The 23191-nt window shown below is 68.7% G+C and carries 19 protein-coding genes; 16 read left to right on the top strand and 3 right to left on the bottom strand.

What is annotated here, in order from left to right; all coding sequences use genetic code 11:
- Positions 1-4 precede the first annotated feature (4 nt).
- From WG898_RS20415 to WG898_RS20370, 10 genes are all read left to right on the top strand, one after another.
- Positions 5-2422, top strand: a complete 2418-nt coding sequence (locus WG898_RS20415) for an efflux RND transporter permease subunit (RefSeq protein ID WP_339604612.1) — start codon at positions 5-7, stop codon at positions 2420-2422.
- A gap of 4 nt (positions 2423-2426) precedes the next feature.
- The gene (locus tag WG898_RS20410) at positions 2427-4061 is read left to right on the top strand and encodes a 3-(methylthio)propionyl-CoA ligase (protein WP_339604611.1); all 1635 of its coding nucleotides are present in this window, start codon (positions 2427-2429) and stop codon (positions 4059-4061) included.
- Positions 4058-5812 (top strand): carboxypeptidase regulatory-like domain-containing protein, encoded by a 1755-nt coding sequence (locus WG898_RS20405; protein ID WP_339604610.1) that lies wholly within the window; start codon positions 4058-4060, stop codon positions 5810-5812. Before WG898_RS20410 ends, WG898_RS20405 begins: the two co-directional genes overlap by 4 nt.
- A 13-nt stretch (positions 5813-5825) precedes the next feature.
- On the top strand, positions 5826-6176 hold the full coding sequence (locus WG898_RS20400; protein WP_339604609.1) for a hypothetical protein: 351 nt from the start codon (positions 5826-5828) through the stop codon (positions 6174-6176).
- A 17-nt stretch (positions 6177-6193) separates the two neighbouring features.
- Positions 6194-7642 (top strand): coniferyl aldehyde dehydrogenase, encoded by a 1449-nt coding sequence (locus WG898_RS20395; protein ID WP_339604608.1) that lies wholly within the window; start codon positions 6194-6196, stop codon positions 7640-7642.
- Between the two features lie 219 nt (positions 7643-7861).
- Positions 7862-8629 (top strand): peptidylprolyl isomerase, encoded by a 768-nt coding sequence (locus tag WG898_RS20390; RefSeq protein ID WP_339604607.1) that lies wholly within the window; start codon positions 7862-7864, stop codon positions 8627-8629.
- Positions 8630-8631: 2 nt separating this feature from the next.
- Positions 8632-9603, top strand: a complete 972-nt coding sequence (locus WG898_RS20385) for a HupE/UreJ family protein (RefSeq protein ID WP_339604606.1) — start codon at positions 8632-8634, stop codon at positions 9601-9603.
- A gap of 21 nt (positions 9604-9624) precedes the next feature.
- Positions 9625-11580 carry a DUF3604 domain-containing protein gene (locus tag WG898_RS20380; protein ID WP_339604605.1) on the top strand — a complete coding sequence of 652 codons (1956 nt, stop codon included), beginning with the start codon at positions 9625-9627 and terminating at the stop codon, positions 11578-11580.
- Between the two features lie 11 nt (positions 11581-11591).
- Entirely contained in the window at positions 11592-12515 is a 924-nt protein-coding gene (locus WG898_RS20375) for a haloalkane dehalogenase (RefSeq protein WP_339604604.1), read from the top strand.
- Between the two features lie 85 nt (positions 12516-12600).
- Positions 12601-13767, top strand: a complete 1167-nt coding sequence (locus WG898_RS20370; protein WP_339604603.1) for a zinc-binding dehydrogenase — start codon at positions 12601-12603, stop codon at positions 13765-13767.
- A gap of 6 nt (positions 13768-13773) precedes the next feature.
- On the opposite strand, the gene WG898_RS20365 is transcribed toward WG898_RS20370, so the two are convergent.
- On the bottom strand, positions 13774-14847 hold the full coding sequence (locus WG898_RS20365) for a helix-turn-helix domain-containing protein (protein ID WP_339604602.1): 1074 nt from the start codon (positions 14845-14847) through the stop codon (positions 13774-13776).
- Positions 14848-15064: 217 nt separating this feature from the next.
- Here WG898_RS20365 and WG898_RS20360 point away from each other — a divergent pair, with 217 nt between their 5' ends.
- From WG898_RS20360 to WG898_RS20340, 5 genes are read left to right on the top strand one after another with little or no spacing between them, the layout of a single operon-like run.
- Complete coding sequence (locus WG898_RS20360; RefSeq protein WP_339604601.1) at positions 15065-15901, top strand: alpha/beta fold hydrolase; 837 nt, start codon at positions 15065-15067, stop codon at positions 15899-15901.
- Between the two features lie 15 nt (positions 15902-15916).
- Positions 15917-16567 (top strand): DUF1330 domain-containing protein, encoded by a 651-nt coding sequence (locus tag WG898_RS20355; protein WP_339604600.1) that lies wholly within the window; start codon positions 15917-15919, stop codon positions 16565-16567.
- A 12-nt stretch (positions 16568-16579) separates the two neighbouring features.
- Positions 16580-17401 carry an SDR family NAD(P)-dependent oxidoreductase gene (locus WG898_RS20350; protein ID WP_339604599.1) on the top strand — a complete coding sequence of 274 codons (822 nt, stop codon included), beginning with the start codon at positions 16580-16582 and terminating at the stop codon, positions 17399-17401.
- A gap of 24 nt (positions 17402-17425) precedes the next feature.
- Positions 17426-18553 (top strand): glutathione S-transferase family protein, encoded by a 1128-nt coding sequence (locus WG898_RS20345; RefSeq protein WP_339604598.1) that lies wholly within the window; start codon positions 17426-17428, stop codon positions 18551-18553.
- 45 nt (positions 18554-18598) lie between these two features.
- A complete protein-coding gene (locus tag WG898_RS20340) occupies positions 18599-20182 on the top strand; it encodes a methyl-accepting chemotaxis protein (RefSeq protein ID WP_339604597.1) in 1584 nt (527 codons plus the stop codon).
- On the opposite strand, the gene WG898_RS20335 is transcribed toward WG898_RS20340, so the two are convergent.
- On the bottom strand, positions 20179-21231 hold the full coding sequence (locus WG898_RS20335; protein ID WP_339604596.1) for a helix-turn-helix domain-containing protein: 1053 nt from the start codon (positions 21229-21231) through the stop codon (positions 20179-20181). The genes WG898_RS20340 and WG898_RS20335 overlap by 4 nt on opposite strands.
- Positions 21232-21305: 74 nt before the next feature.
- Here WG898_RS20335 and WG898_RS20330 point away from each other — a divergent pair, with 74 nt between their 5' ends.
- Positions 21306-22124, top strand: a complete 819-nt coding sequence (locus WG898_RS20330) for an NUDIX hydrolase (protein ID WP_339604595.1) — start codon at positions 21306-21308, stop codon at positions 22122-22124.
- Here the strand turns inward: WG898_RS20330 and WG898_RS20325 are convergent.
- Positions 22121-23059, bottom strand: coding sequence for a response regulator (locus WG898_RS20325; RefSeq protein WP_339604594.1), 939 nt, complete (start codon positions 23057-23059; stop codon positions 22121-22123). The genes WG898_RS20330 and WG898_RS20325 overlap by 4 nt on opposite strands.
- Positions 23060-23191 lie beyond the last annotated feature (132 nt).

Here is a 23191-nt window from a genome sequence, read left to right as displayed (position 1 = left end):
CGCAATGGCCATCTCCTCCACCTCCACCGAAATGCCGGTCATCCATGACCTGGCCGACTTCCCGCGCCATTCGGGCAACTGGCTCGAGCGCCTGGTGTTCAACCGCCGCCGCAGCATGCTGCTGCTGTGTGCACTGGCAACGCTCGTGCTTGGCTTCATGTGTTCGAAGGTGGCGCTGAACGCCAGCTTCGAGAAGATGATCCCCACCGGTCATCCCTATATCCAGAACTTTCTGCAGCACCGCCAGGAGCTGCGCGGCATGGGCAACCAACTGCGCATCGTGGTCGAGAACCCCGGCCTGGGCAATGGCACGGTGTTCGACGCCAAGTATCTGGACGCGCTCAAGCAGCTCAACGACGAGCTGTTCCTGAGCGCCGGCGTGGACCGCGCCTGGGTCAAGTCGATCTGGATGCCGGCGGTGCGCTGGACCGAGGTGACCGAGGAGGGCTTCAACGGTGGCGCGGTGATGCCCGATGGCTTCGACGGCTCGCCCGCCAGCATCGAGCGGCTGCGCCTGAACGTCTCGCGCGCCAACCTGGTCGGCAGCCTGGTGTCCAACGACCTGAAAAGCAGCGCCATCGTGCTGCCCTTGCTGGAGCGCCGGCCCGACGGCAGCCGCATCAACTACTGGCAGCTGGGCCACGACCTGGACCAGTTGCGCGCCAAGTACGAGGCCCAGGGGCTCAAGGTCCACATCATCGGTTTTGCCAAGATCGTGGCCGACCTGCTCGACGGCCTCTTGCAGGTGGCGCTGTACTTCGGCATCGCCATCGTCGTGGCCGGGCTGCTGCTCTACGGCTACACGCGCTGCATGCGCTCCACCGCCCTGGTGCTGGCCTGCTCGCTAATCGCGGTGGTCTGGCAGATCGGCCTGCTGGCGCTGTTCGGCCTGGAGCTGGACCCCTATTCGATGCTGGTGCCCTTTCTGGTGTTCGCCATCGGCGTGAGCCATGGCGCGCAAAAGATGAACGGCATCATGCAGGACATCGCGCGCGGCACGCACCGCCTGGTGGCTGCGCGCTACACCTTCCGCCGCCTCTTCCTGGCCGGCGTCACCGCGCTGCTGGCCGATGCGGTGGGCTTTGCGGTGCTGGTGCTGATCCCGATTCCGGTGATACGCGAGCTGGCCATCACCGCGAGCATCGGTGTGGCGGTGCTGGTGTTCACCAATCTGCTGCTGCTGCCGGTGCTCTTGAGCTTTGTGGGCGTCGGTGCGCGCGCGGCGCGCCGCACGCTGGAGCTGGAGCAGCGCCAGCTCGCCGGCCACCGCGGCCTGTGGGTCTGGCTCGATCACTTCGCGGCGCGCCGCAGCTGGGCCGCCACCACCGTGCTGGCGGCGCTGGCGCTGGGTGTGGGCGGTTTCGTACTGAGCCAGCGCCTGCAGATCGGCGACCTCGACCCCGGCGCGCCCGAGCTGCGCGCGCAGTCGCGCTACAACCGCGACAACGCCTATGTGAGCGGGCATTACGCGCTTTCCAGCGATGTGTTCGCGGTGATCGTGAAGACGCCGCCCGAGGGCTGCCTCAAGTACGAGACCCTCGAGCTGGTGGACCAGCTCGCCTGGGAGCTGCAGCAGCTGCCCCAGGTGCGCATGACCCTGGGCCTGCAGGACGTGGTGCGCCAGATCACCGCCGGCAGCTTCGAGGGCAACCCCAAGTGGCTCACCATCAGCCGCAACCAGGACGTGCTGAACTACGGCGCCCAGCAGGCCTCGGTGAACAACCCCGATATGTTCAACACCGAATGCTCGGTGATGCCGCTGGTGGCCTTCCTGTCCGACCACAAGGCCGCCACGCTGTCGAGCGCGCTGGCCACGGTGGAGCGCTTCATCGCCGAACATCCCACCGACCCGGCCCGGCTGCAGCTGCTGCCGGTGGCCGGCGGCGCCGGCATCGAGGCCGCCACCAACATCGTCGTGAAGCAGGCCAACACCACCATGCTGCTCTACGTCTACGCGGCGGTGATCGCGCTGTGCCTGATCACCTTCCGCAGCTGGCGCGCCACCGTGGTGGCGGTGCTGCCCCTGGTGCTGACTTCCATCCTCTGCGAGGCCCTGATGGTGTGGCTGGGCATGGGCGTGAAGGTGGCCACGCTGCCGGTGATCGCGCTGGGCGTGGGCATAGGCGTGGACTACGCGCTCTACCTGCTCTCGGTGCAACTGGCCGGTCAGCGCCGCGGGCTCACGCTGGCCGAGGCCTATGGCGACGCCGTGCTGTTCACCGGCCGTGTGGTCGCGCTGGTGGGTGTGACGCTGGCCGCCGGCGTTATCACCTGGGCCTTCTCGCCGATCAAGTTCCAGGCCGATATGGGCGTGCTGCTGACCTTTATGTTCGTCTGGAACATGGTCGGCGCCCTGGTGCTGATCCCGGCGCTCTCGCATTTCCTTCTGAACGATCAACACATCCGCAAGAAAGCCGCTTGAAAAAATGAACGGACTCATGATGCAGCAGCCGCTGCTGATCTCATCCCTGCTGCGCCATGCCGAGCGGCATCACGCCGAGCAGGAAATCGTCAGCCGCCGCTGCGAGGGCGACATCCATCGCTACCGCTTCGAGGACCTGGCCGCGCGCGCGCGCCGCCTCGCCAAGGCCCTGCGGGCCCTGGGCGTGGAGGAGGGTGCACGCGTCGGCACGCTGGCCTGGAATACCTACCGCCATATGGAGCTGTACTACGCGGTCTCGGGCAGCGGCGCGGTGCTGCACACCCTGAATCCGCGTCTGCATCCCGAGCAGCTGGCCTGGATCGCCGCCCATGCCGAGGACCAGGTGCTGTGCTTCGACCTCAGCTTCCTGCCGCTGGTCGAGGCGGTGGCCGCCCAGTTGCCGGGCGTCAAGAGTTTCGTGCTGATGAGCGATCGCGCCCATATGCCGGTGGACTGCAGGGTAGCGAACCTGCTTTGCTACGAGGAACTGGTCGAGGCACAGGATGATGATTACCAATGGCCCGAGTTCGACGAGAACCGCGCCTCCGGTCTGTGCTACACCAGCGGCACCACGGGCAATCCCAAGGGCGTGCTCTACAGCCATCGCTCCACCGTGCTGCACACCTATGCCGCGGCGCTGCCCGACGCGCTGAACTGCTCGGCACGCGACGTCATCCTGCCGGTGGTGCCGATGTTCCACGTCAACGCCTGGGGCCTGCCCTATGTGGCCTGCATGGTGGGCGCCAAGCTGGTGTTCCCCGGCCCGGGCCTGGATGGCAAGAGCCTGCACGAGTTGTTCGAGGCCGAGCGCGTCACCGTCTCGGCCGGCGTGCCGACGGTCTGGCAGGGGCTGCTGGCCCATGTGGAGGCCCAGGGCCTCGCCTTCAGCAGCATGCGCCGCACCGTCATCGGCGGCTCCTCCTGCCCACCGGCGATGCTGCGCGCCTTCCAGGAAAAGTACGCGGTCGAGGTGCTGCATGCCTGGGGCATGACCGAGCTGAGCCCGCTGGGCACGGTCTGCACCCTCAAGCCGGCGCAGCAGCAGCTGGATGCCGAGCAACGCTATGCGGTGCAGGCCAAGCAGGGTCGTGCCATCTTCGGCGTGGACATGAAGGTGGTGGGCGAGGACGGTGCCGAGCTGCCCTGGGACGGCAAGAGCAGCGGCGAGCTGCTGGTGCGCGGCCCCTGGGTGATCGCCGAATACCTGAAGGGCGAAGGTGGCGACCCCTTGCAGCAGGGCTGGTTCCCCACCGGCGACGTGGCCCATATCGACGCGGCTGGTTTCATGCAGATCACCGACCGCGCCAAGGACGTGATCAAGAGCGGCGGCGAGTGGATCGGCTCGATCGACCTGGAGAACATCGCCATGTCGCATCCGGCCGTGGCTATGGCCGCCTGCATCGCCGCCAGGCATGCCAAGTGGGACGAGCGCCCGCTGCTGATCGTGGTGAAGAAGCCCGGAGCCTTGCTCAGCAAGCAGGAGCTGCTGCAGCACTACGAGGGCCGCATCGCCAAATGGTGGACGCCCGACGACGTGCTCTTCGTCGACGCGATTCCGCTCGGCGCCACCGGCAAGATGCAAAAGAACAAGCTGCGCGAGCAGTTCCAGGATCACCTGCTGCAAGGAGCAAGGGTATGAAGACAAGCATAGGCCTGAGCCTGAGCGCGCTGCTGCTGGCGCAAGCGCAGGCGGCCACCCTCAGCGGCACGGTGACGAGTGAGGGCAAGCCCCTGGCCGGCGCCATGGTCACCGCCATCGACGCCAGGCAGGAGCGTCGCGACACTGCCTACACCGACGAGCAGGGCCGCTATGCGCTGACGCTGGACTTCAGCGGCAAGATCAGCCTGCGTGCCCGCGCGCCCTATTACAAGGACGAGAGCCTGACGCTGGAACTGCCGGCCGGGCAGGGTGACATCAAGCAGGTGTTCGCGCTGGCGCGCCACGGCGTGGCGGCCGAACTCTCGGCCAGCCTGAGCGCCTCGGCCCAGCTCACCAAGTTGCCCTGGCAGAGCGTGGACAGCCGCTCGGCTTTCATCAGCCAGTGCAACTACTGCCACCAGATGGGCAATGAGCTGACGCGCGCACCCAAGGACCAGAAGGCCTGGGCCGAGACCGTCAAACGCATGGAGGGCTATTTCGGCATGCTCACGCCCAGGGAGGCCAGGGACATCACCAAGGTGCTGGCCAAGGGCTTTGACGGCAAGCCGGTGGATGCCGTGCAGACCCACCTGTTCCATGCCGCCCTGCCCAAGGCCAAGGTGAAGGAATGGGTGGTGGGCGACGGCATGAGCTTCATCCACGATGCCGACGTCGGCGAGGACGAGAAGCTCTACGGCGTGGACGAGGGCCACGACGTGATCTGGGAGCTTGACCGCGCCAGCGGCAAGGTCAGCGAGCACAAGCTGCCCGATATCGACTTGCCCAAGGGTGGCGTGTTCGCAGGCGTGCAACTGCCGATCGGCGTGTTCACCGGCAAGCATGGGCCGCATTCGATGGCCCAGGCCAAGGACGGGCGCTTCTGGTTCACCAACGCGCTCTCGTCCAGCCTGGGTTCCTTCGACCCGGTCAGCAAGGCGATCAAGATTTACGAGATGGGCCGCACCCACCTCTATCCGCACACCGTGCGCATCGACAGGGAAGGCATCGTCTGGTTCACCATTGTGGCCTCCAACGAGGTGGGCCGCTTCGATCCCAAGACCGAGAAGTTCACCATCCTCTCGCTGCCGCACAACGGCTTCTGGCGCGGCGTATCGGACATCTTCTTCCCCTATGTGCTGAAAATCGCGAGCTGGTTCCCCGAGAAGAACCTGCAGATGGGCGTGTCGCACCACCGCTGGGCCAACCAGGGTCGCGAGGCCTTTGCCTTCCCCTATGGCATCGACGTCAACCCGGTCGACGGCTCGATCTGGTACGCCAAGCTCTACGCCCACAAGATCGGCCGCATCGACCCCAAGACCCTGCAGGTGCAGGAGTTCGACACGCCGCTGAAGGGTCCGCGCCGGCTGCGTTTCGACGCCAGCGGCAATCTCTGGATCCCGGCCTTCGACGAATCGGGCGTGATGAAGTTCGACACCCGCAGCAAGACCTTCGAGACCTACAAGCTGCCGCTGCTGGCGCACAACGAGTACGAGGTGCCCTATGCGCTGGCCGTGCATCCCAAGACCCAGGAGGTCTGGATCACCTCGAATATGTCGGACCGCATGTTCCGCTTCGACCCCAAGGCCAAGCAGTTCGCCAGCTACCCGATGCCGACGCGGGTGACCTGGCTGCGCGATCTGGTGTTCGCCAAGGACGGCGGCATCTGCTCATCCTCGTCGAACCTGCCGGCCTATGGCATCGAGGGCGGCCGCGCCTCCTTCATCTGCCTCTATCCGGACGCCGGCAACTAAGCAGGAGCTTCTCATGGACTTCCAAGAATTCCTCGTCTACCTCGTCATCACGGTGCTGATGAATCCGCTGCTGCTGGTGCTGGGCCTGCCCTTCATCCTGCTGGGCAAGCTGTTCCACCACTTCGGCGCGCTCTGGTTCAGGGACGGGCCACGCTTCGCGCTGGCCTGCGGCATCGCCGCTCTGGGCATCGCGCCGGCCTACGACGAGCACCGCATGCCCACGCCCATCTACACCTGGCTGATGGGCTGGGACATCGCGGGCGAAGCCAGCCAGCTGAGCCTCGCCGCCATGCTGGTCTCGTTTGGCATCACCTGGGCCATCGTCTGGGCCAAGGCGCGCAAGCTGGCCCAAAAGAAACATTGATCGACAGGGAGACGCGCATGAACGACCGACAAGACATGGCGGCCCTGCAACTGGCCGAGCTGTTCGCCCGCCAGCAGCAGGCTTTTCTGAAGCACACCAAGCCCAGCGCGGCCGAGCGCCGCGAGCATCTGAAGGCGCTCAAGCGCCAGCTAAGCCGCTACCAGGACCTGCTCTGCGCAGCGATCGCGCAGGACTTCGGCCAGCGCGCGCCGGCCGAGACCAAGATGCTGGACCTCTTGACCACCACGCTGGAGGCCAACCACGCCATCACCCACCTGGGGCGCTGGATGAAGGCCAGCCGCCGCTGGCCCGAACTGCTGTTCGCCAGCAACAGCCTCAAGGTCGAATACCAGCCCAAGGGCGTGGTGGGCGTGATCGCGACCTGGAACTTCCCGGTCTACCTCTCCTTGGGCCCGCTGGTGACCGCGCTGGCCGCCGGCAACCGCGTCATGATCAAGATGCCCGAGACCACGCCGGCCACCAATGCCACGCTCAAGGCCATGCTGGCCGAGGTGTTCGACGAGGACCATGTGGCGCTGATCGGCGCCGAACTGGCCGACCCGAATGCCTTCAGCGCGCTGCCCTTCAATCACATCGTCTTCACCGGCTCGCCCGCGGTGGGCAAGCTGGTGATGGCGCAGGCGGCGCAAAACCTGACCCCGGTGACGCTGGAGCTGGGCGGCAAGTCGCCGGCGGTGCTGCTGAACGATTACTCGATCGCCGACGCCGCCTACCGCATCGCGCATGGCAAGGGCGTCAACTGCGGCCAGGTCTGCGTGGCGCCCGACTATGCCCTGGTGCCGCGCGCCAAGGTCGGCGCCTTTGTGGCCGAGCTGAAGAAGAGCTTTGCCGCGCTCTACAAGGGCCGCACCGCCGGCAGCAGCGACTACACCGCGATCGCCACCGATCGCCACGCCGCGCGCATCCGCGGCCTGCTCGACGATGCCCGCGCCAAGGGCGCGAGCATCGAAATCTGCGGGAGTTTGGATGGCCAGGGCCGCCAGCAGCCCTTGCACATCGTCACCGGCGTCACACCCGAGATGGCGCTGATGCGCGAGGAGATCTTCGGCCCCATCCTGCCCATCGTGCCCTACGACAGCCTGGACGAGGCGATCGAATACATCCAGCAGCGCCCGCGGCCGCTGGCCCTCTATGCCTTCAGCCACGATGCCCGCGCGCGCGGCGAGCTGCTGGCGCGCACCCACTCGGGCGGCGTCACCATCAACGACTGGGCCTGGCATGTGGTGAACCACGACGCGCCCTTCGGCGGCGTGGGCAATTCGGGCATGGGCAACTACCACGGCGAGGAGGGCTTCCGCGAACTCTCGCATGCGCGCACCGTGTTCAAGCGCCACCGCTTCTTCCCGATCTCGCTGTTCTATCCGCCCTACGGCAACATCGTCCAGCACCTCTCGCTGGCGCTGTTCCTGGGGCATGGCGACAAGGCGGTGAAGAAGCCGTTCTGACGCGCGACGCCCTTGGCACATCCACCGCCCAACACAGCAATGACTGCTCCGTGCGGCTGCAGCCGCACGCCGGTCGGCAGCAAAGCCGCGCCCAGGGGATTTCCCGGGGCAGGCGGAAACTGACAGGCTCGTGGCAGCTCGGGAGCATGCCGATCCGGCCGAGGGCGGCCATCATGCGAGCGAGTTTTTTTTTCGTTCCTCCCAACCAAGGACATGCGCATGAAGACCGCGACGACAGCCGGTGCCTGGTGGCGCTTATGCGCCGAGCCGCTGGTTCAGTTCCTGCTGGCCGGCGCGTTGCTGTTCGCCTCGCATGCCTGGTTGCAGGCCTGGCGCGACCCGCAGGCCATTGTGATGGGCGAACAGGACCTCGAGCGTCTGCGCGCCATGGCGCGCAAGCAATGGGGACGCGAACCCGATGCGGCGCAGCTGGACGCCTTGCTGCAGGCGCAGCTGCGCGAGGAAGTGCTCTACCGCGAGGCGCTGGCTCAAGGCCTGGACCGCGACGATGTGGTGATACGCCGGCGCCTGGCGCAGAAGATGGAGTTCCTGGCCCAGGGCGATGCTCCGCAGCCGGACGATGCGCAGTTGCGTGCCTGGTATGACGCGCATCTGCAGCGCTATGACGATGCCACGCGCTGGACGCTTGAGCAACGCGCCGTCGAAGGCCGCGTTGCCGGCCCCGCGCGCCTGGACCAGGCCGATGCGGCGCGCATCACGGCCGAGCTTGGCGCCGAGGTCGCCGCGCGCGTGGCCACACTGGCGCCCGACACCTGGTCCGAAGCGATCGCCTCACCCCTGGGGCGCCACAGCGTGCGCGTGCTGGCGGTGCAGCCGCCCAGCTTCGAGGCGCTGCACGAGCAACTGCGGCTCGATTGGGTCGAGGCGCGTCAACGCGAGGCGCGCGATGCCGCCTATGCGCGTCTGCGCGAGCGCTACCGCATCACCCTACCGCCGCCGTCCCCGCAGCAAATGGCCGGCTTCTAGCCATGCGGCGCTGGCTTGCCTTGCTGTTGCTGATGTGCCTGGCCGGCGTGGCATGGGCGCATGAGACCCTGCCCGCCGCGCTGACCCTGCTGGAGCGAGACCCAGGCCGATGGGACATCGTGCTGCGCATTCCCGCCACACAGGGCATTCCGCCGCCCCTGCAGCCGCGCCTGCCGGCACATTGCGTGGCCTTGCCGGCGGCTGCGGAGCGTCAGTTGCCGGCGGCGCGCCAGCTTCAATGGCAAGGCGTGGCCTGCAGCCTGGGGCCCGGCGACAAGGTAGCGGTCGATGGCCTGGCGGCCACCCAGATCGACCTGTTGCTGCGCGTCGTGCCTGCCGATGGCCGCGTGCTCAGCCAGCTGCTGCGTCCACGCACGCCGGCCTGGATGCTGCCCGCGCGGGCGCAGGCGGCGCCGCCCGCGCGTGCCTATTTCGGCCTCGGCGTCGAGCACATTCTGGGCGGCACCGATCACCTGCTGTTCGTGCTTTCGCTGCTGCTGCTGGTGCGACGCGCCCTGCCGCTGCTGCGCACCGTCACCGCCTTCACGCTGGCGCACAGCCTCACGCTGGCGGCCGCGGCCCTGGGCTGGGTGCAGGTGCCGGGCGCGCCGGTGGAGGCCGCGATCGCCCTGTCCATCGTGTTCGTGGCGCGCGAGTTGCTGCGCCCGGCGCCCGGCCTGGCGGCGCGGCGGCCCTGGCTGGTGGCGCTGACCTTCGGGCTCTTGCATGGCCTTGGCTTTGCCGGCGCGCTCGCCGAGCTGGGACTGCCCGCGGGCGAAATCCCGCTCGCGCTGGCGCTGTTCAACCTGGGCGTCGAGGCCGGGCAGCTGCTGTTCCTGGCCGCGGTGCTGCTGGCCTGGCTGCTGCTGATGCGGGCTCGCAAGACCTGGCCCCGCTGGGCCGCTCGCGTGCCGGCCTATGTGCTGGGCGCGGTCTCGAGCTGCTGGCTGCTGCAGCGCCTGGCGCTACTTTGATGCTGATGGAGTGATGTTGCGATGAAGATGCGGAAAATCCTGGGCTACGGTGCCTTGACCCTGTTGGCGCTGGCCGCGCTGGGGGCCTGGAAAATCACTCAGCGCGAACCCCAGCCGCTGCCGCGCGGACCCTTGCTGCCGCCGGCGCAGGCCGCACAGCTGCCGCCGCCCAACCCCGAGCGCAACGCCTATTTCGGCGAGACTCATCTGCACACCAGCTATTCGATGGATGCCAATCTGTTCGGCACCCGCAACGATCCGCGCACCGCCTACCGCTTTGCCAAGGGCGAGGAGGTTGAAATCCCGGAAACCGGCCTGCGCCAGCGCCTGCGCGCGCCGCTGGACTTTGCCGCCGTCACCGACCATGCCGAGGGCCTGGGCCTGTACGCCCAGTGCAACACGCCCGGCAGCAGCGGCTACTGGAGCATCGACTGCGTGGGCATGCGCAACCAGATCCTGTTGGTGTTTCCGCGCCTGTTCAAGGCGAACATCCAGAGCGGGCCCGAACGGGCACATTACCCGGCCGCCGGTTGTGGCGCCGATGGGCGTGCCTGCATCACGGCCGCGCGCGATGTCTGGCGCGATACCCAGAACGCCGCCAACGAGCATTACCAGCCGGGCCGCTTCACCACCCTGATCGGCTTCGAGTACAGCCCCACGCTGGCCGACGGCGGCATGATCCACCGCAATGTGCTGTTCCGCGGCCACCAGGTGCCCGACAACGTGTTCGGTGCCGGCGATGGCTTTGCCGAGGATCTGTTGCGCTGGCTGGACGTGCAGTGCAAGCCGCCGGCCTGCGCGGCGCTGTCGATCCCGCACAACCCGAATTTCTCCTGGGGCCTGATGTTCGGCGATCGCAATGCCGATGCCAGCCCCATCACGCCCGAGGCCCTGAAGCTGCGTGCGCGCTACGAAACCCTGGTGGAGGTATTCCAGGCCAAGGGCAGCAGCGAATGCGCGGCCGGCCTGTCGGTCAACGACGAGCAATGCGGCTTCGAGAACTTCTGGCCGGTCTGCACGCCCGAGCAGGCCAGGATAGACGCGAAGACCGGCCAGCATGCCGCGCATTGCGTGGCCGAGACCGACCTGGTGCGTGGCGTGTTGAAGAAGGGCCTGCAGTTGCAGCGTCAGCTTGGATTCAACCCCTACCGCTTTGGTTTTGTGGGCGCCACCGACAACCACAACGGCACGCCCGGCGATACCGACGAGGCGAGCTACAAGGGCCATGGCGGCAGCAACGATGGTGCGCCCGAACAGCGCCTGGGCTTCAGTTCGACGCCGGTCACCAAGACCCTGGGCATCAAGGGGCCCGAGTTCAACCCAGGCGGCCTGGCCGGGGTATGGGCCGAGCAGAACACGCGTGAGGCCATCTTCGACGCGCTGCAGCGCCGCGAGACCTGGGGCACCAGCGGCACACGCCTGCGCGCGCGCCTGTTCGGCGGCTTCGCGCTGCCGGCCGGGCTGGCGCAGCGGCCCGATCGCATCCGCACTGCGTACGCGACCGGCGTGCCCATGGGCGGTGAGCTCGGTGCGCCCGGCAGCGCAGGCGCAGCCCCGCGCTTCTTCGCCTGGGCCCAGCGCGACCTCAACTCGGCGCCGCTGCAGAAGCTGCAGATCGTCAAGGGCTGGCTGAAGGCCGACGGCAGCACGGCCGAGCGCGTCTGGGACGTGGCCTGCTCGGACGGGCTGAAGCCCGATGCGCGCACAGGGCGCTGCCCCTCCAATGGCGCCAGCCTTGACCTGAGCAACTGCCAGCCCAGCAGCGGGCAGGGCGCCGCCGAGCTGGCGGCCGACTGGGTCGATCCCGATTTCAAGCCCGAGCAACAGGCCTTCTACTACCTGCGCGTGCTGGAGAACCCGGTGTGCCGTTACAGCCAGCGCGATGCCTTGGCCACGGGCAAGCCGCATCCGGCTGGTTTTTCGCCCACCATCCAGGAGCGCGCCTGGACCTCGCCGATCTGGTACGGCAGCAAGTAAGCGGAGTTCCCATGCAGATTCTCAGAACCCCGGCAGAGCGCTTCGAAGGCCTGCCCGATTACGACTTCGCACCGCATTGGCACCAGCTCACGCCGCAACTGCGCCTGCACTATGTGGACGAGGGGCCGCGCGCGGGCAAGCCGGTGCTGATGCTGCATGGCGAGCCGAGCTGGTCCTATCTCTACCGTCACATGATCAAGCCGGTGGCCGCCGCCGGCCTGCGCGTACTGGCGCCGGATCTGATCGGCTTCGGCAAGTCCGACAAGCCGGCCGCGCGCAGCGACTACAGCTACGAGGGCCAGGTGGCCTGGCTGCGCCATTGGCTGGAGGCCCTGGACCTGCGCGACATCACCCTGGTGTGCCAGGACTGGGGTTCGCTGATCGGGCTGCGCCTGCTGGCCGAATGCCCCGAGCGCTTCGAGCGCGTGCTGATGGGCAATGGCGGACTGCCCACCCACGCCATGACGATCAGCCGTGTCTTCAAGCTCTGGCGCGCCTTCTCGCGCTGGAGCCCCTGGTTCCCGATCGGCCGCATCCTGCAATACGGCAGCAAGCGCAAGCTCACGCGGGGCGAGCTCGCCGCCTACGAGGCGCCGTTTCCCGACGCGCGCTACAAGGCCGCCGCGCGCATCTACCCGTCGCTGGTGCCGGTGGCCGGCTTCAATGCGCGCGGCAGCGCCGACAACGAACGTGCCTGGAAGGTGCTGGAGCAATGGCACAAGCCCTTTGTGCTGTGCTTCAGCGATGGCGACCCCATCACCCGCGGCGGCGACCACGAATTCCTGCGCCGCGTGCCCGGCACCCGAGGCCAGCCGCATTGCACCCTGCATGGCGGCCACTTCATGCAGGAGGACGATGCGGCGCGTTTCGCCCGACTGATCGTGGCTTGCTGCCATCTGGATACCCAGGGCAATCCCGCGCCCGTCGGGAATTGACTGGCAGCTGGCGGCCCGCAACCGTGCCAGTCCTGAGGCCGCCACCCATCATCACGGCATCTTCTTCTCCGCATCAGGAATCGCCATGAAAGCCGTGGTCTGCCAGAACAAGCAACTCTCCCTCGTCGACCTGCCCGAGCCCAAGCCCGAGCAGGGGCAGCTGCTGGTCAAGGTGCTGCGCTGCGGCATCTGCGGCTCCGACCTGCATGTGCGCCAGCATTGCGACCATTGGGGCCAGATCATGGGTCGCAGCGGCTACCGCCAGCTCACCAGCAGCGCGCAGCCGGTGGTGTTCGGCCATGAGTTCAGCGCCGAGGTGCTGGACCAGGGGCCGGGCGGCAAGAAGACTGGCTTCAAGCCCGGCACCAAGGTGGTGGCCTTGCCCTTTCTGCGCGTCGGCAAGGAGATCGACGCGATCGGGCTTTCCGAGCGCGTCACCGGCGCCTATGCCGAGCGCGTGCTGGTGCAGGAATCGATGACGCTGGCGATCCCGAACGGCCTGGACCCGGCCGTGGCGGCGCTCACCGAGCCGATGTCGGTGGCCTGGCACGCGATTCGCCGCGGCGAGGTCAAGAACAAGGACGTGGCCATCGTGATCGGCTGCGGCCCGGTGGGCCTGGCCACCATCTGCCTGCTCAAGGCCAAGGGCGTCAGGCATGTGGTGGCGGCCGACTTTTCTGCCGGCCGGCGCGCGCTGGCCAAGCGCTGCGGCGCCGACGTGGTGGTGGACCCGGCCGCCGAGTCGCCCTATGCGAACTGGCAGGAATGGGGCTGCATCGGCGACCTGCCGGGCATGCTGGAGCTGGCCCTGGGCACGCGCGAGCAGCTCGGCAAATTGCCCCTGATCCCCTGGTGGCATAGCTGGCGCCTGGCCGAGGCGCTGGGTGCCCTGCCCAAGCGCCCGATCATTTTTGAATGCGTGGGTGCACCGGGCGTGCTGCAAAGCGTCATCAACGGCGCGCCGCAGTTCGCGCGCATCGTGGTGGTGGGCGTGTGCATGCAGGCCGACCAGATCGAGCCCGCGGTGGCCATCAACAAGGAGGTCGACCTGCGCTTCGTGCTGGGCTACTCGCCGCTGGAGTTCCGCGACACCCTGCACATGATGGCCGAGGGCAAGGTGGATTGCGCGCCGCTGATCACCGGCGAGGTGGGCCTGGGCGGCGTCGACGCGGCCTTCAAGGCCCTGGGCGATCCGAACCGCCATGCCAAGATCCTGGTCGACCCGGCCAGCATCTTAACCACGCCGGCCTGAGCCAGTTCAAGGGGCCGCCGACGTGCGCGGCCGCTGCTGGTATTCGCTGGGCGTGATGCCGATGACGCGCCGGAACGAGCGGCTGAAATTGGCCGAGTCGCTGAAGCCCAGCTGCAAGGCCACCTGGGTGACGGTGGCGCCCGGCTCGCCCAGCAGCTCGCAGGCGAGCTCGAATCGCACCTGTTCGGCCAGGCTGCGGAACTGCAGGTTTTCCTTCTTCAGATAGCGGTCTATGGTGCGCGGCGAGACATGGATGCGCTGCGCCAGATCCTCCAGCGTCACCAGGCGGCCGGGCGTCTCGCGCAGCAGCATGCGCACATAGTCGCCCCAGCCGGCCTCGCCCATGGGCGGGCGCTGGCCCAACGCGGCGCAGCGCGCGTCGACCTCGCGCACCACATGGTCGTCGGCCATCGCCAGCGGCCGGTCCAGCAGGTCGGCGCCCATCAGCACGCGCACGCCGGGCAGGGCCTGGGCGTCGAAATGAAAGCGCGCCGGCCCCAATGCGAGGTAGCGCTGGGCGTGCGGTGGCGGCGGCATCGAGAGGTAGATGTCGTAGGCCGGCTCCTGGCCGCCCAGCATTAGGTGGATCTGGTTCTGGTGCGCCACCGCCAGCGCCTCGTAATAGAAGCGCAGCGTTTCCAGCGGCATCGCGGTGAGCGGCGTGTAGACGGCCTCGCCGATGCCACCGCCGATGCGCCGGTAGCGCAGCGAGAAGGTCTCGATCATCAGGTGGTAGTGGCGCGCCACCAGCTGCATGGCCTCTCCCCAGCTGCGGCAGCTGAGCATGCCGAAGCCCAGCAGCTCATGCGAATTCATCTTCACCAGCCGACCCAGCTCCAGGCCCAGGTCGGTACGCCCGGTGAGCTGGCGTGCCGAGCTCACGATGCCCTCGATCTCACTGGGCAGCAGGGTGGCGCCGCGCTGCGTGAGTCGCTCTGGCTCGATGCCGGCCATGCGCAGCAGCTGGACCATGTCAGCGCCCTGTTCACGCAACAGGTCCAGCAAGAGCACGAAGTAGCGCACCGGCACCCGGCGCGGCTGGGCCGGGTGGGGGCGGGTGGGCGGGGGCTGCGCGCTCATCGGGGCAGGGCGGTCAAGGGTGCTGGCACGCGTCGATGCTAGCCAGGCCGGCGCCAGCCTGTCCATGCAGGATTGCCGGGGGCGGGTGCATGTGCCACAGCAGGCTGCGGGAATTCCCTGGACTGGCAGGAATTGACTGGCAGCTGACGGCGCCTGCACATGCCGCGGCGCGCGTCCTTGCTCATCATCGCAGGCACAAGTTTTGGAGTTAGTGCCCATGCCCCAGTTCGAGACCCGCCGCCTCAGCATCAATGGCGTCACGCTCAACCTCGTCGACCAGGGGCGCGGTGAGCCGGTGTTGCTGGTGCATGGCTTTCCCGACGACCACGAGGTCTGGCGCGGCCAGATCCCGGCCCTGCTGCAGGCGGGCTACCGCGTCATCGCGCCCGATATGCGCGGCTGCGGCGAGTCCGAGGCGCCGGCCGGGGTGCGCCCCTACAAGCTCGACCGGCTGGTGGGCGATCTGATCGCCCTGCTGGACGCGCTGGGCCTGCCCAGGGTCAGGCTGGTGGGGCATGACTGGGGCGCGGTGATCGCCTGGACCCTGGCGATCCGCCATCCGCAGCGGGTGCACAACTATGTGGCGCTGTCGGTGGGGCACCCCAGCGCCTATGCGCGCGCACCGCTGCAGCAGAAGCTGATGGGTTGGTACATCCTGATGTTTCAATTGCGCGGCTTTGCCGAGTGGTTGATGACGCGCCGCGACTGGCGCTGGATGCGTGGTTTCACCGGCCAGCATGCCGAGCTCAAGCACTGGACCCGCAAGCTCGCGCGTCCCGGGCGCCTGAGCAGCGCCGTCGCCTGGTACCGCGCCAACCTGGCCCTGATCCTGCCGCTGGCCCAGGCCAAGCCGCCCATGCCGGTGCTGGGCCTGTGGAGCGACGGCGACGCCTATCTCTGTGAGGCGCAGATGCGCGATACCGAGCAATGGGTCACCGGGCCCTGGCGCTATGAACGCCTGAACGGCGCCTCGCACTGGCTGCAGCTGGACCAGCCCGAGCGCGTCAACCGCCTGATCCTGGACGAGTTCCAACGCCACCCCCTGAACGCCTGAAAGCGCCACCCCATCATGTTGAGTACCCGCTACCGTTTCGAACTCATTCTGGCCCTGGTCTTTGCCCTGCTGTGGGGCGGCGTCTGGCTCTGGCAGAACCCGCATCGGCCGATCAAGCCGGCCGAGGCCGAGCAGTTCATCGCCGACACCGAGAAGCTGCCGTTCCCGCCCGAGGAACGCGCCGAGATGCGCCAGGCCCTGCGCGCCTGGATGGCGGCCGACGACGGCAAGCCCGTCTACATGCTCAATCTGATGCGCAACTACCCGGAGCTGCGCCGTTACCAGGGCTCGCTGGCGACGAACCAATTCACGCCGGCGCAGAGCAACGCACATTACGAGGACGCCGTGGCCCCGCTGCTGCTCAAGGTGGGCGGCTATCCCCTCTATGCGGGCCAGGCCCAGGGCAAGAACCTGCTGGTGCATGAGGCCGGGCTGGACGACTGGAGCCGCGTCATCGTGGTGCGCTACCCCAGCCGCCGCGCCTTCATGGAGCTGGTCACCGACCCGGCTTACCGCACCATTGCGCCCTACAAGCTGATGGCGCTGAAGGTGCTGCTCGCGCCCACCGGCTTCCAGCTGGCGATTCCCGAGCTGAGCTGGCTGCTGGGGGCGCTGCTGAGCATCGTCTGGCTGCTGGCGGCCTGGCGCCGCGCCGTGCGGGCCTGAGGCGCAGCCGCCATGTTTCAACGGCAAGTGGTGGTGATCACCGGAGGCTCGAGCGGGCTCGGCCCGGCGCTGGCCAGGCGCTTTGTGGCCGCCGGCGCGAAGCTGGCCCTGCTGGCGCGAGATGCGCAGAAGCTGGCCAAGGTGCGCGCCGAGCTGCTGGCCTGCGCGCCGCCCGGGGCCAGCGTCGAGACCTTCGTTTGCGATGTCGGTGATGAGGCGGCCTGCCGCGTCACGATGCAGGCGATTGCCGCCAGTCTGGGCGCGCCGGATGTGCTGATCAACTCGGCCGGCATCGTCGCCGAGGGCTACTTCCAGCATTCGGACATGGCGACGCAGCGCCGCATCTTCGAGACCAACTACTTCGGTGCCGTCAACATCACGCTGGCGGCCATGCCCTTCTTCAGCGCCAGGGGCAGCGGGCGCATCGTCAACATCGCCTCGCTGGCCGGGCGCCTGCCCACCTTCGGACTGACGGCCTACGGCCCCTCCAAGTTTGCCCTGGTGGGCTTCAGCGAAGGGCTGCGTCTGGAGCTCAAGCCGCGCGGCGTGCGCGTGCAGCTGGCCTGCCCGGGCGAGTTCCTCACCCCCATGGCCACTGCCCTGGAGGCCACCCGCAGCGCGGAAAACCGGCAGATGAACCAGGCGGTGCCGGTGATGTCGCTGGATGCGGTGGCGGACGGCGTGTTCGCCGGCATTGCCGCGGACCGCTTCATGATCGTGCCGGGCCGCATCGCCCGCGCGCTGGACGCCCTGCACCGGCTGGCGCCCGGCCTGCTGCGCTGGCTGCTGGACCTGCGGCTGCGGCAGGTCTATGTCGGTCCGCGGCAGCCCTGATGCGCCTGCAACATCCCAGACCCCATGAGCCACCCAAGCCGCTTTATCCACCACGCCGTCGAATTTTCCTACTACTCGGGCAAGACCCGCAGCTACCTGCTGCACAAGGGCATTCCCTTCGAGGAACGTAACCCCAAGGCCTGGGGCTATCTGCTGACCCTGCCCATCAAGGTTGGCGCCGCCGTCGTGCCGGTGCTGCAAACCCCGGAGGGCAGCTGGCTGCAGGACACAAGCTGCATCATCGACGCGATGGAGCAGCGCTTCCCCCAGCGTCCCATGCTGCCGGCCGGTCCGGTGCAGCGTCTGGCCGCCTACCTGTTCGAGTTGTGGGGCGACGAGTTCCTGCTCATGATGGCCATGCACACGCGCTGGAACCGGCCCGAGCACCATGACTGGTATGCGGCCCATGCCGGTGCGGTGCTGCTGCCGGGTTGGCCGTCGCCCATGCAGCGCTGGCTGGGTGGGCGCATCGGCAGTCAGATGAGCGGGTTCGCGGCGACGCTGGGCTTTGACGCGACGCAGCGCGAGCGACTCGACCGCTTCACGCAGATTCAGCTCGATGCCTTGGACGCGCATTTCGCGCGGCATGCCTTCCTGTTCGGTGGCCGGCCATCGCTGGGCGATTTCGGGCTGATAGGCCCGCTGTTTGCTCATGTCGGCCGTGACCCGCTGTCGCGGCGCGACCTGATCGACCCACGCCCTGCGCTGAAGGCCTGGATTGCGCGCATGTTCGACCCCGCCAGCGCCGTGGACGGCGAGTTCCTCGCCGACGATAGCCTGCCCGAGACCCTGCTGCCGGCCTTGCGCTCGATCTTCGACGAGATGCTGCCCTTCATCGCCGCCTGCGGCCAGGCACTGGGCAGCAATCGCAAGACCGCCGCTGGGCGCACGCTGCGCTTCTTCGACCGGGTCGAGTTCCCGCTTGCCGGCGGGCTGCACCGGCGCTCGGCCGCCAGCTACCCGGTCTGGATGGCTCAGCGCCTGCTCGATGCGCTGGCGAGCTGGCCGGAGGCCGAACAGCGCGTCGCGCGCGCCTGGCTGGCGCAGGTCGGCGGCGAGCAGTTGCTGGCCCTGAAGCTGCCGCGCATGGCCCGGCAGGGCCTGGCTGCGCGCGTCCTCACCCCGGCCGGCGCCGGCCGGCACGCAGGCTGATGCCGCCCGGCATCGACCGATTCGAAACCCAAGGAAGACAAGAGCATGAACCGACTCTCCTCGACCCTGCTGACGCGGCTGCACCCGGGCAAGCTGCGCCTGGCCGGCCGCCTGACGGCGGGTTTTGGCCTGGTACTGCTGTTGCTGCTGCTCACCATGGCGGCGGGCCTGATGGGCATGCAGCGCATGAGCCAGCAGACGCGCGAGATCGTCGAGGTCTCGGGCCGGCGCGGCGATGTGGCGCAGGCCATGATGGCGGCGGCCAATGACACGGCGGTGGCGCTCTATGGCTTTCTGCTGGTGGGCGACGACGAGCAGGATGCGAAGGCGCAGACGGCGCTGTTCGAGGCCGCGCTGCAGCGCTACGAGCGGGCCGCGGCGGAGCTCAAGCCGCTGGTGGGCGCCCAGCCAGACGCCGCCACCGCCCAGCTGCTGAAGACGCTGGAGGAGGCCGGCTCGCCGGCCCGTACCATGGCGCGCAATGTGGTGCGCATGGCGGGCATGGGCGGCAATGCCGGTGCCGCTTTCAATGCCATGAACCCGCGCGTGGCCATCGACGAATGGCGCGCCGCCATCGTCAAGCTGCTGGCCCATGAGGCCGAGGCCGCGGCGGCCAGCGCGGTCGGTGCCCAGACCAGCTACGAGGCGGCGCGCGGCGTGCTGGCCCTGACGACGTTGCTGGGCCTGCTGGTGGGCGGTGCGGCCGCCTGGCTGATCCTGCGCAGCGTGGCCGGCCCCTTGAAGCAGGCCGTCGGCGAGGCACAGCGCATCGCCACCGGCGATCTCAGCCGCGCCATCGACGGCGGCCGGCGCGACGAGACCGGCGAGCTGCTGGCCGCGCTGGCTGCGATGCAGGAGCAGCTGCGTGGGCTGGTCGGAACGATACGCAGCTCCACCGACAGCATCGCGCACGCCAGCGCCGAGATCGCGCATGGCAACCTGGACCTGAGCCAGCGCACCGAGCGCACCGCGGGCGAGTTGCAGCGCGCCGCCGGCGCCACCGGCGCCCTGAGCCAGACGGTGCGCGGCGCCACCGCCGCGGCCGGCCAGGCCGACGCATTGGCGCGCCAGGCCGAGCAGGTGGCCCAGCGCGGCGGCCGGGCGGTGGGCGAGGTGGTGCAGACCATGGGCGAGATCGACCGCAGCGCGCGCCAGATCGGCGACATCACCGGCGTGATCGACTCGATCGCCTTCCAGACCAATATCCTGGCGCTGAACGCCGCGGTGGAGGCCGCGCGTGCCGGCGAGCAGGGGCGCGGCTTTGCCGTGGTGGCCTCCGAGGTGCGGGCGCTGGCGCAGCGCTCGGCCGATGCGGCCAAGCAGATCAAGACCCTGATCCAGGGCTCGGGCGAGCGCGTCGAGGCCGGCGCACGCCAGGTGCAGCTGGCCGGCAGCACCATGCAGGACATCGTCGGCAGCGTGCTGCAGCTGGGCGGCGCGCTGCAGGAGGTGACGCGCAGTGGCAGCGCGCAAAACGAGGGCATCGCCCAGCTGGAGGCGATGGTGGCCGAGCTCGACCAGATGACGCAGAGCAACGCGGCCCTGGTGGAGCAGGGCGCCGCCGCCGCCGAGAGTCTGAGCCAGCAGGCCGCGGCGCTGGCGCAGACGGTGGCGGTGTTCCGGCTCTAGGACCCGGCCTGCTTGTTCGCGCGCTGCTGCTGCTGGTACTCGCTGGGCGACTGGCCCAGCACGCGGCGGAAGGCGCGGCTGAAGTTGGCGCCGTCGCTGAAGCCCAGTTGCAGCGCCACCTGCACCACGCTGGCGCCGGGCTCCCGCAGCAGCTCGCAGGCGCGCTCGAAGCGCAGTTGCTGCGAGAGCTCGCGGAAGTTGAGGTTCTCCTTCTTCAGATAGCGGTCCAGGGTGCGCACCGACAGCTTGACGCGGCGCGCCAGATCCTCCAGCGTGAGCTGTTCGCCCTGCGCCTCGCGCAGCATCATGGTGACGTAGTCGCCCCAGCCGCCCGCGCTGCCCGCGCTGTGCCGTGGGCGCTGCGCCAGCGCGGCACAGCGCGCGTCGATCTCGCGCAGCACGCGCTCGTCGCCCATCGGCAGGCTGCGGTCCAGCAGTTCAGCGTCCATCACTGCATGGACGCCCGGCACCGCCTGCGCATCGAAGTGAAAGCGCACCGGCGCGAGCCGTTCGTATCGACGTAAATGTGCGGGTGCCGGCATGGCAAGGTGGATGTCGTAGGCCACCGGCCCTAGCATCAGCTGGACCTGGTTCTGGTGCGCCAGCGCCAGGGCCTCGTAGTAAAAGCGCAGCGTCTCCAGCGGCATCGCCAAGGCCGGTGTGTAGACGATGTCGCCGCGCCCGGGCGAACGCTCGTAGCGCAGCGTGAAGGTCTCGGTCATCAGGTGGTAATGCCGCGCCGCCAGACGCATCGCCTCGTCGAAGCTGCGCGCCGAGAGCATGCCGTAACCCAGCAGGTCGTGCGAGTTCATCTTGATCAGCCGGCCCATCTCGAAGCCCAGATCGCTGCGGCCGGTGAGGCGGCGTACGCTTGCGATGAAGGCCTCGACCTCGGCGGGCGAGAGCGTGGCATCGCGCTGCTCGAAGCGCTGCGCCTCGATGCCGGCCATGCGCAGCAGGGCGGCCTGGTCCATGCCCTGGCTGCGCAGGGCATCGCAGAGCAGGGCGAAATAGCGGACCGGAACGCGGCGTTGGCTGCTGGCTTGCATATGGCCCCATGCTAGCCAGCGCGGGCCGGCCGCGTCTACAAGAGCAAACGCGCAAGCCAGCTGACAATGCGCCCATGCTGCCCGATCCCGCCCTGCTGCGTGCCTGCCTTGCCCGGGCGCGCCAGCCGCTGCCGCAGGGCTGCTTGCGCCTGCGCCTGGCTGCGCTCAAGCTGGGCTGGATCGCTCCGGCGCGCGCCGAGGCCTTGCTGCGCGCCTGGCCGGATTTGCGTGCGACGCCCGGCGCCTTGGCCTGGTGGCCGGATGGCGCCGATGCGGGCGCGCGTTCCGCCTGCATCCAGGCGGTGGCCGAGCGCCTCGCCGCCGCCGGCCTGATCGGCGGTTGGCGCAACGAGGCCTATGCCTGCGAGGCGCCCGTTGACGATCCGCTGCGGCTGCGGGGCGCCGAGCTGTTCCGCCTGGAGCGCGCTGCCTTCCGCTTCTTCGGCCTGATGAGCCGCGCCGTGCATATCAACGCGCGCTGGCCCGATGGCCGCATCCTGTGCGGGCGGCGGGCCCTGACCAAGGCCACCGACCCGGGCGCGCTGGACAACCTGGCCGCCGGCGGCCTGCGGGCCGGCGAGGGCTTGCTGGACTGCGCCAGGCGCGAGCTGTGGGAGGAGGCCGGCGTGCCGCCAGAGCTGACGCGACAGTTGCGCGCCTGCGGCGCGCTGCGCAGCACGCGCGTGGAGCCCGAGGGCCTGCACGACGAGATCCTGCATGTCTTCGAGCTGCAGCTGCCGGCCGACTTCTCGCCGCGCAACCAGGACGGCGAGGTGAGCGAGTTCCTGGCGCTGGACGCCGGTGAGCTGCAGGCGCGGCTGGCGGCCGGCGAGTTCAGCCCCGACGCGGCCAGTGCCATTGCCTACGGAATGCTTGGTGCTAACAGCTCCTAGACGAGCAGAAAGCTGAGCCGCCCCTCGCCGGTGCCGGGCACCTGCAGCACCAGGTCGGTGCGGCCGCTGTTCTGCAGCAGCAGGGCGGCAAGTTTGTCAAAGGGCTGGGCGGTGAGGCGCGCGGCGCTCATGCTGGGCTGGTCGGTAACGCTGCGCTTGCGCAGCACCGACGCCGCGGCGCGCATGAAGCGCGAGGCATGCTCGACCATCTTGCCGCTGGGTTGGCTTTGCGCCATCGCCAGCTGGATTTCGGCCACGCTGCTGCCCGCGGCCAGGCCGCCGATCAGGCAGCAGCTGTGCAGGTCCAGCACGCCCAGGGCATAGACGCCGTTGCGACCGGTGCTGCTGTAGAGCGCGATCAGCTGCGGCAGCTGGCGCGCCGGGGCGTCGGCCAGATCATTGCGGCGCAGGTCGAAGCCGCGCGTGCCCAGATGCGCGAACAGCTGCTGTTGCATCTGAGCGATCGATTCGAGTGCGGCGGGGCCCTTCCTGGCTTCGGCGTCGGCGGCAGGACGGCCGGCCGGTGCGGCCTTGCGCGCCTGTTGCAGGGTCCGTCCCACGACCTCGCGCAGCGCCAGGTCATTGAATGGCTTGTTGAGCACAAAGGCCGCACCATTGCTGCGCGCCTCAACGAGGCGCTCGTCATTCGTCTCGGTGGTCACGAAACCCACCGCCACCTCGGTATGGCCGGTCTGGCGCAGCGCCTGCAGCATCTCGATGCCAGAGACGCCGGGCATATGCCAGTCGGACAGCACCAGGTCGGGCCGGAAACTGTCGACCTTGTCGAGCGCATCGGCGCCGTCGTCGGCGGTGAGGATTTGCAGCGGGCCGAGCTCGGAGCTTTCCAGCACCTGTCGGATGATGGCCTGGATGGCCCGGCTGTCGTCGACGATCAGTACGCGGCGGGCATCGCCCGCGGGAATGCTCGGTGGCATGGGAACTCCTGCTCCTTGATGGCAGCATGGTCGAGACGGCGGATCTGCCGTCTTCGTGGGCTCCCTGGACCTCACTGGCCGGCTGTTGGGCCGGCGTGGATCGATGTTTTTGGCTGGCGTACTGCTTGTCTC

Origin of the sequence: Paucibacter soli (genome assembly GCF_037482845.1) — a bacterium.
In the GTDB taxonomy this organism is placed as follows: domain Bacteria; phylum Pseudomonadota; class Gammaproteobacteria; order Burkholderiales; family Burkholderiaceae_C; genus Paucibacter_B; species Paucibacter_B soli.
This window is presented reverse-complemented; position numbering and strand designations above follow the sequence as displayed.

Bases quoted from the DNA above. Each gene is read 5' to 3' on its own strand.
- WG898_RS20355 (WP_339604600.1), top strand. From the start codon at position 15,917: ATGTTGAGTACCCGCTACCGTTTCGAACTCATTCTGGCCCTGGTCTTT.
- WG898_RS20405 (WP_339604610.1), top strand. From the start codon at position 4,058: ATGAAGACAAGCATAGGCCTGAGCCTGAGCGCGCTGCTGCTGGCGCAA.
- WG898_RS20410 (WP_339604611.1), top strand. From the start codon at position 2,427: ATGAACGGACTCATGATGCAGCAGCCGCTGCTGATCTCATCCCTGCTG.
- WG898_RS20400 (WP_339604609.1), top strand. From the start codon at position 5,826: ATGGACTTCCAAGAATTCCTCGTCTACCTCGTCATCACGGTGCTGATG.
- WG898_RS20385 (WP_339604606.1), top strand. From the start codon at position 8,632: ATGCGGCGCTGGCTTGCCTTGCTGTTGCTGATGTGCCTGGCCGGCGTG.
- WG898_RS20325 (WP_339604594.1), bottom strand. From the start codon at position 23,059: ATGCCACCGAGCATTCCCGCGGGCGATGCCCGCCGCGTACTGATCGTC.
- WG898_RS20330 (WP_339604595.1), top strand. From the start codon at position 21,306: ATGCTGCCCGATCCCGCCCTGCTGCGTGCCTGCCTTGCCCGGGCGCGC.
- WG898_RS20380 (WP_339604605.1), top strand. From the start codon at position 9,625: ATGAAGATGCGGAAAATCCTGGGCTACGGTGCCTTGACCCTGTTGGCG.
- WG898_RS20350 (WP_339604599.1), top strand. From the start codon at position 16,580: ATGTTTCAACGGCAAGTGGTGGTGATCACCGGAGGCTCGAGCGGGCTC.
- WG898_RS20370 (WP_339604603.1), top strand. From the start codon at position 12,601: ATGAAAGCCGTGGTCTGCCAGAACAAGCAACTCTCCCTCGTCGACCTG.
- WG898_RS20365 (WP_339604602.1), bottom strand. From the start codon at position 14,847: ATGAGCGCGCAGCCCCCGCCCACCCGCCCCCACCCGGCCCAGCCGCGC.
- WG898_RS20335 (WP_339604596.1), bottom strand. From the start codon at position 21,231: ATGCAAGCCAGCAGCCAACGCCGCGTTCCGGTCCGCTATTTCGCCCTG.
- WG898_RS20345 (WP_339604598.1), top strand. From the start codon at position 17,426: ATGAGCCACCCAAGCCGCTTTATCCACCACGCCGTCGAATTTTCCTAC.
- WG898_RS20395 (WP_339604608.1), top strand. From the start codon at position 6,194: ATGAACGACCGACAAGACATGGCGGCCCTGCAACTGGCCGAGCTGTTC.
- WG898_RS20415 (WP_339604612.1), top strand. From the start codon at position 5: ATGGCCATCTCCTCCACCTCCACCGAAATGCCGGTCATCCATGACCTG.
- WG898_RS20340 (WP_339604597.1), top strand. From the start codon at position 18,599: ATGAACCGACTCTCCTCGACCCTGCTGACGCGGCTGCACCCGGGCAAG.
- WG898_RS20375 (WP_339604604.1), top strand. From the start codon at position 11,592: ATGCAGATTCTCAGAACCCCGGCAGAGCGCTTCGAAGGCCTGCCCGAT.
- WG898_RS20360 (WP_339604601.1), top strand. From the start codon at position 15,065: ATGCCCCAGTTCGAGACCCGCCGCCTCAGCATCAATGGCGTCACGCTC.
- WG898_RS20390 (WP_339604607.1), top strand. From the start codon at position 7,862: ATGAAGACCGCGACGACAGCCGGTGCCTGGTGGCGCTTATGCGCCGAG.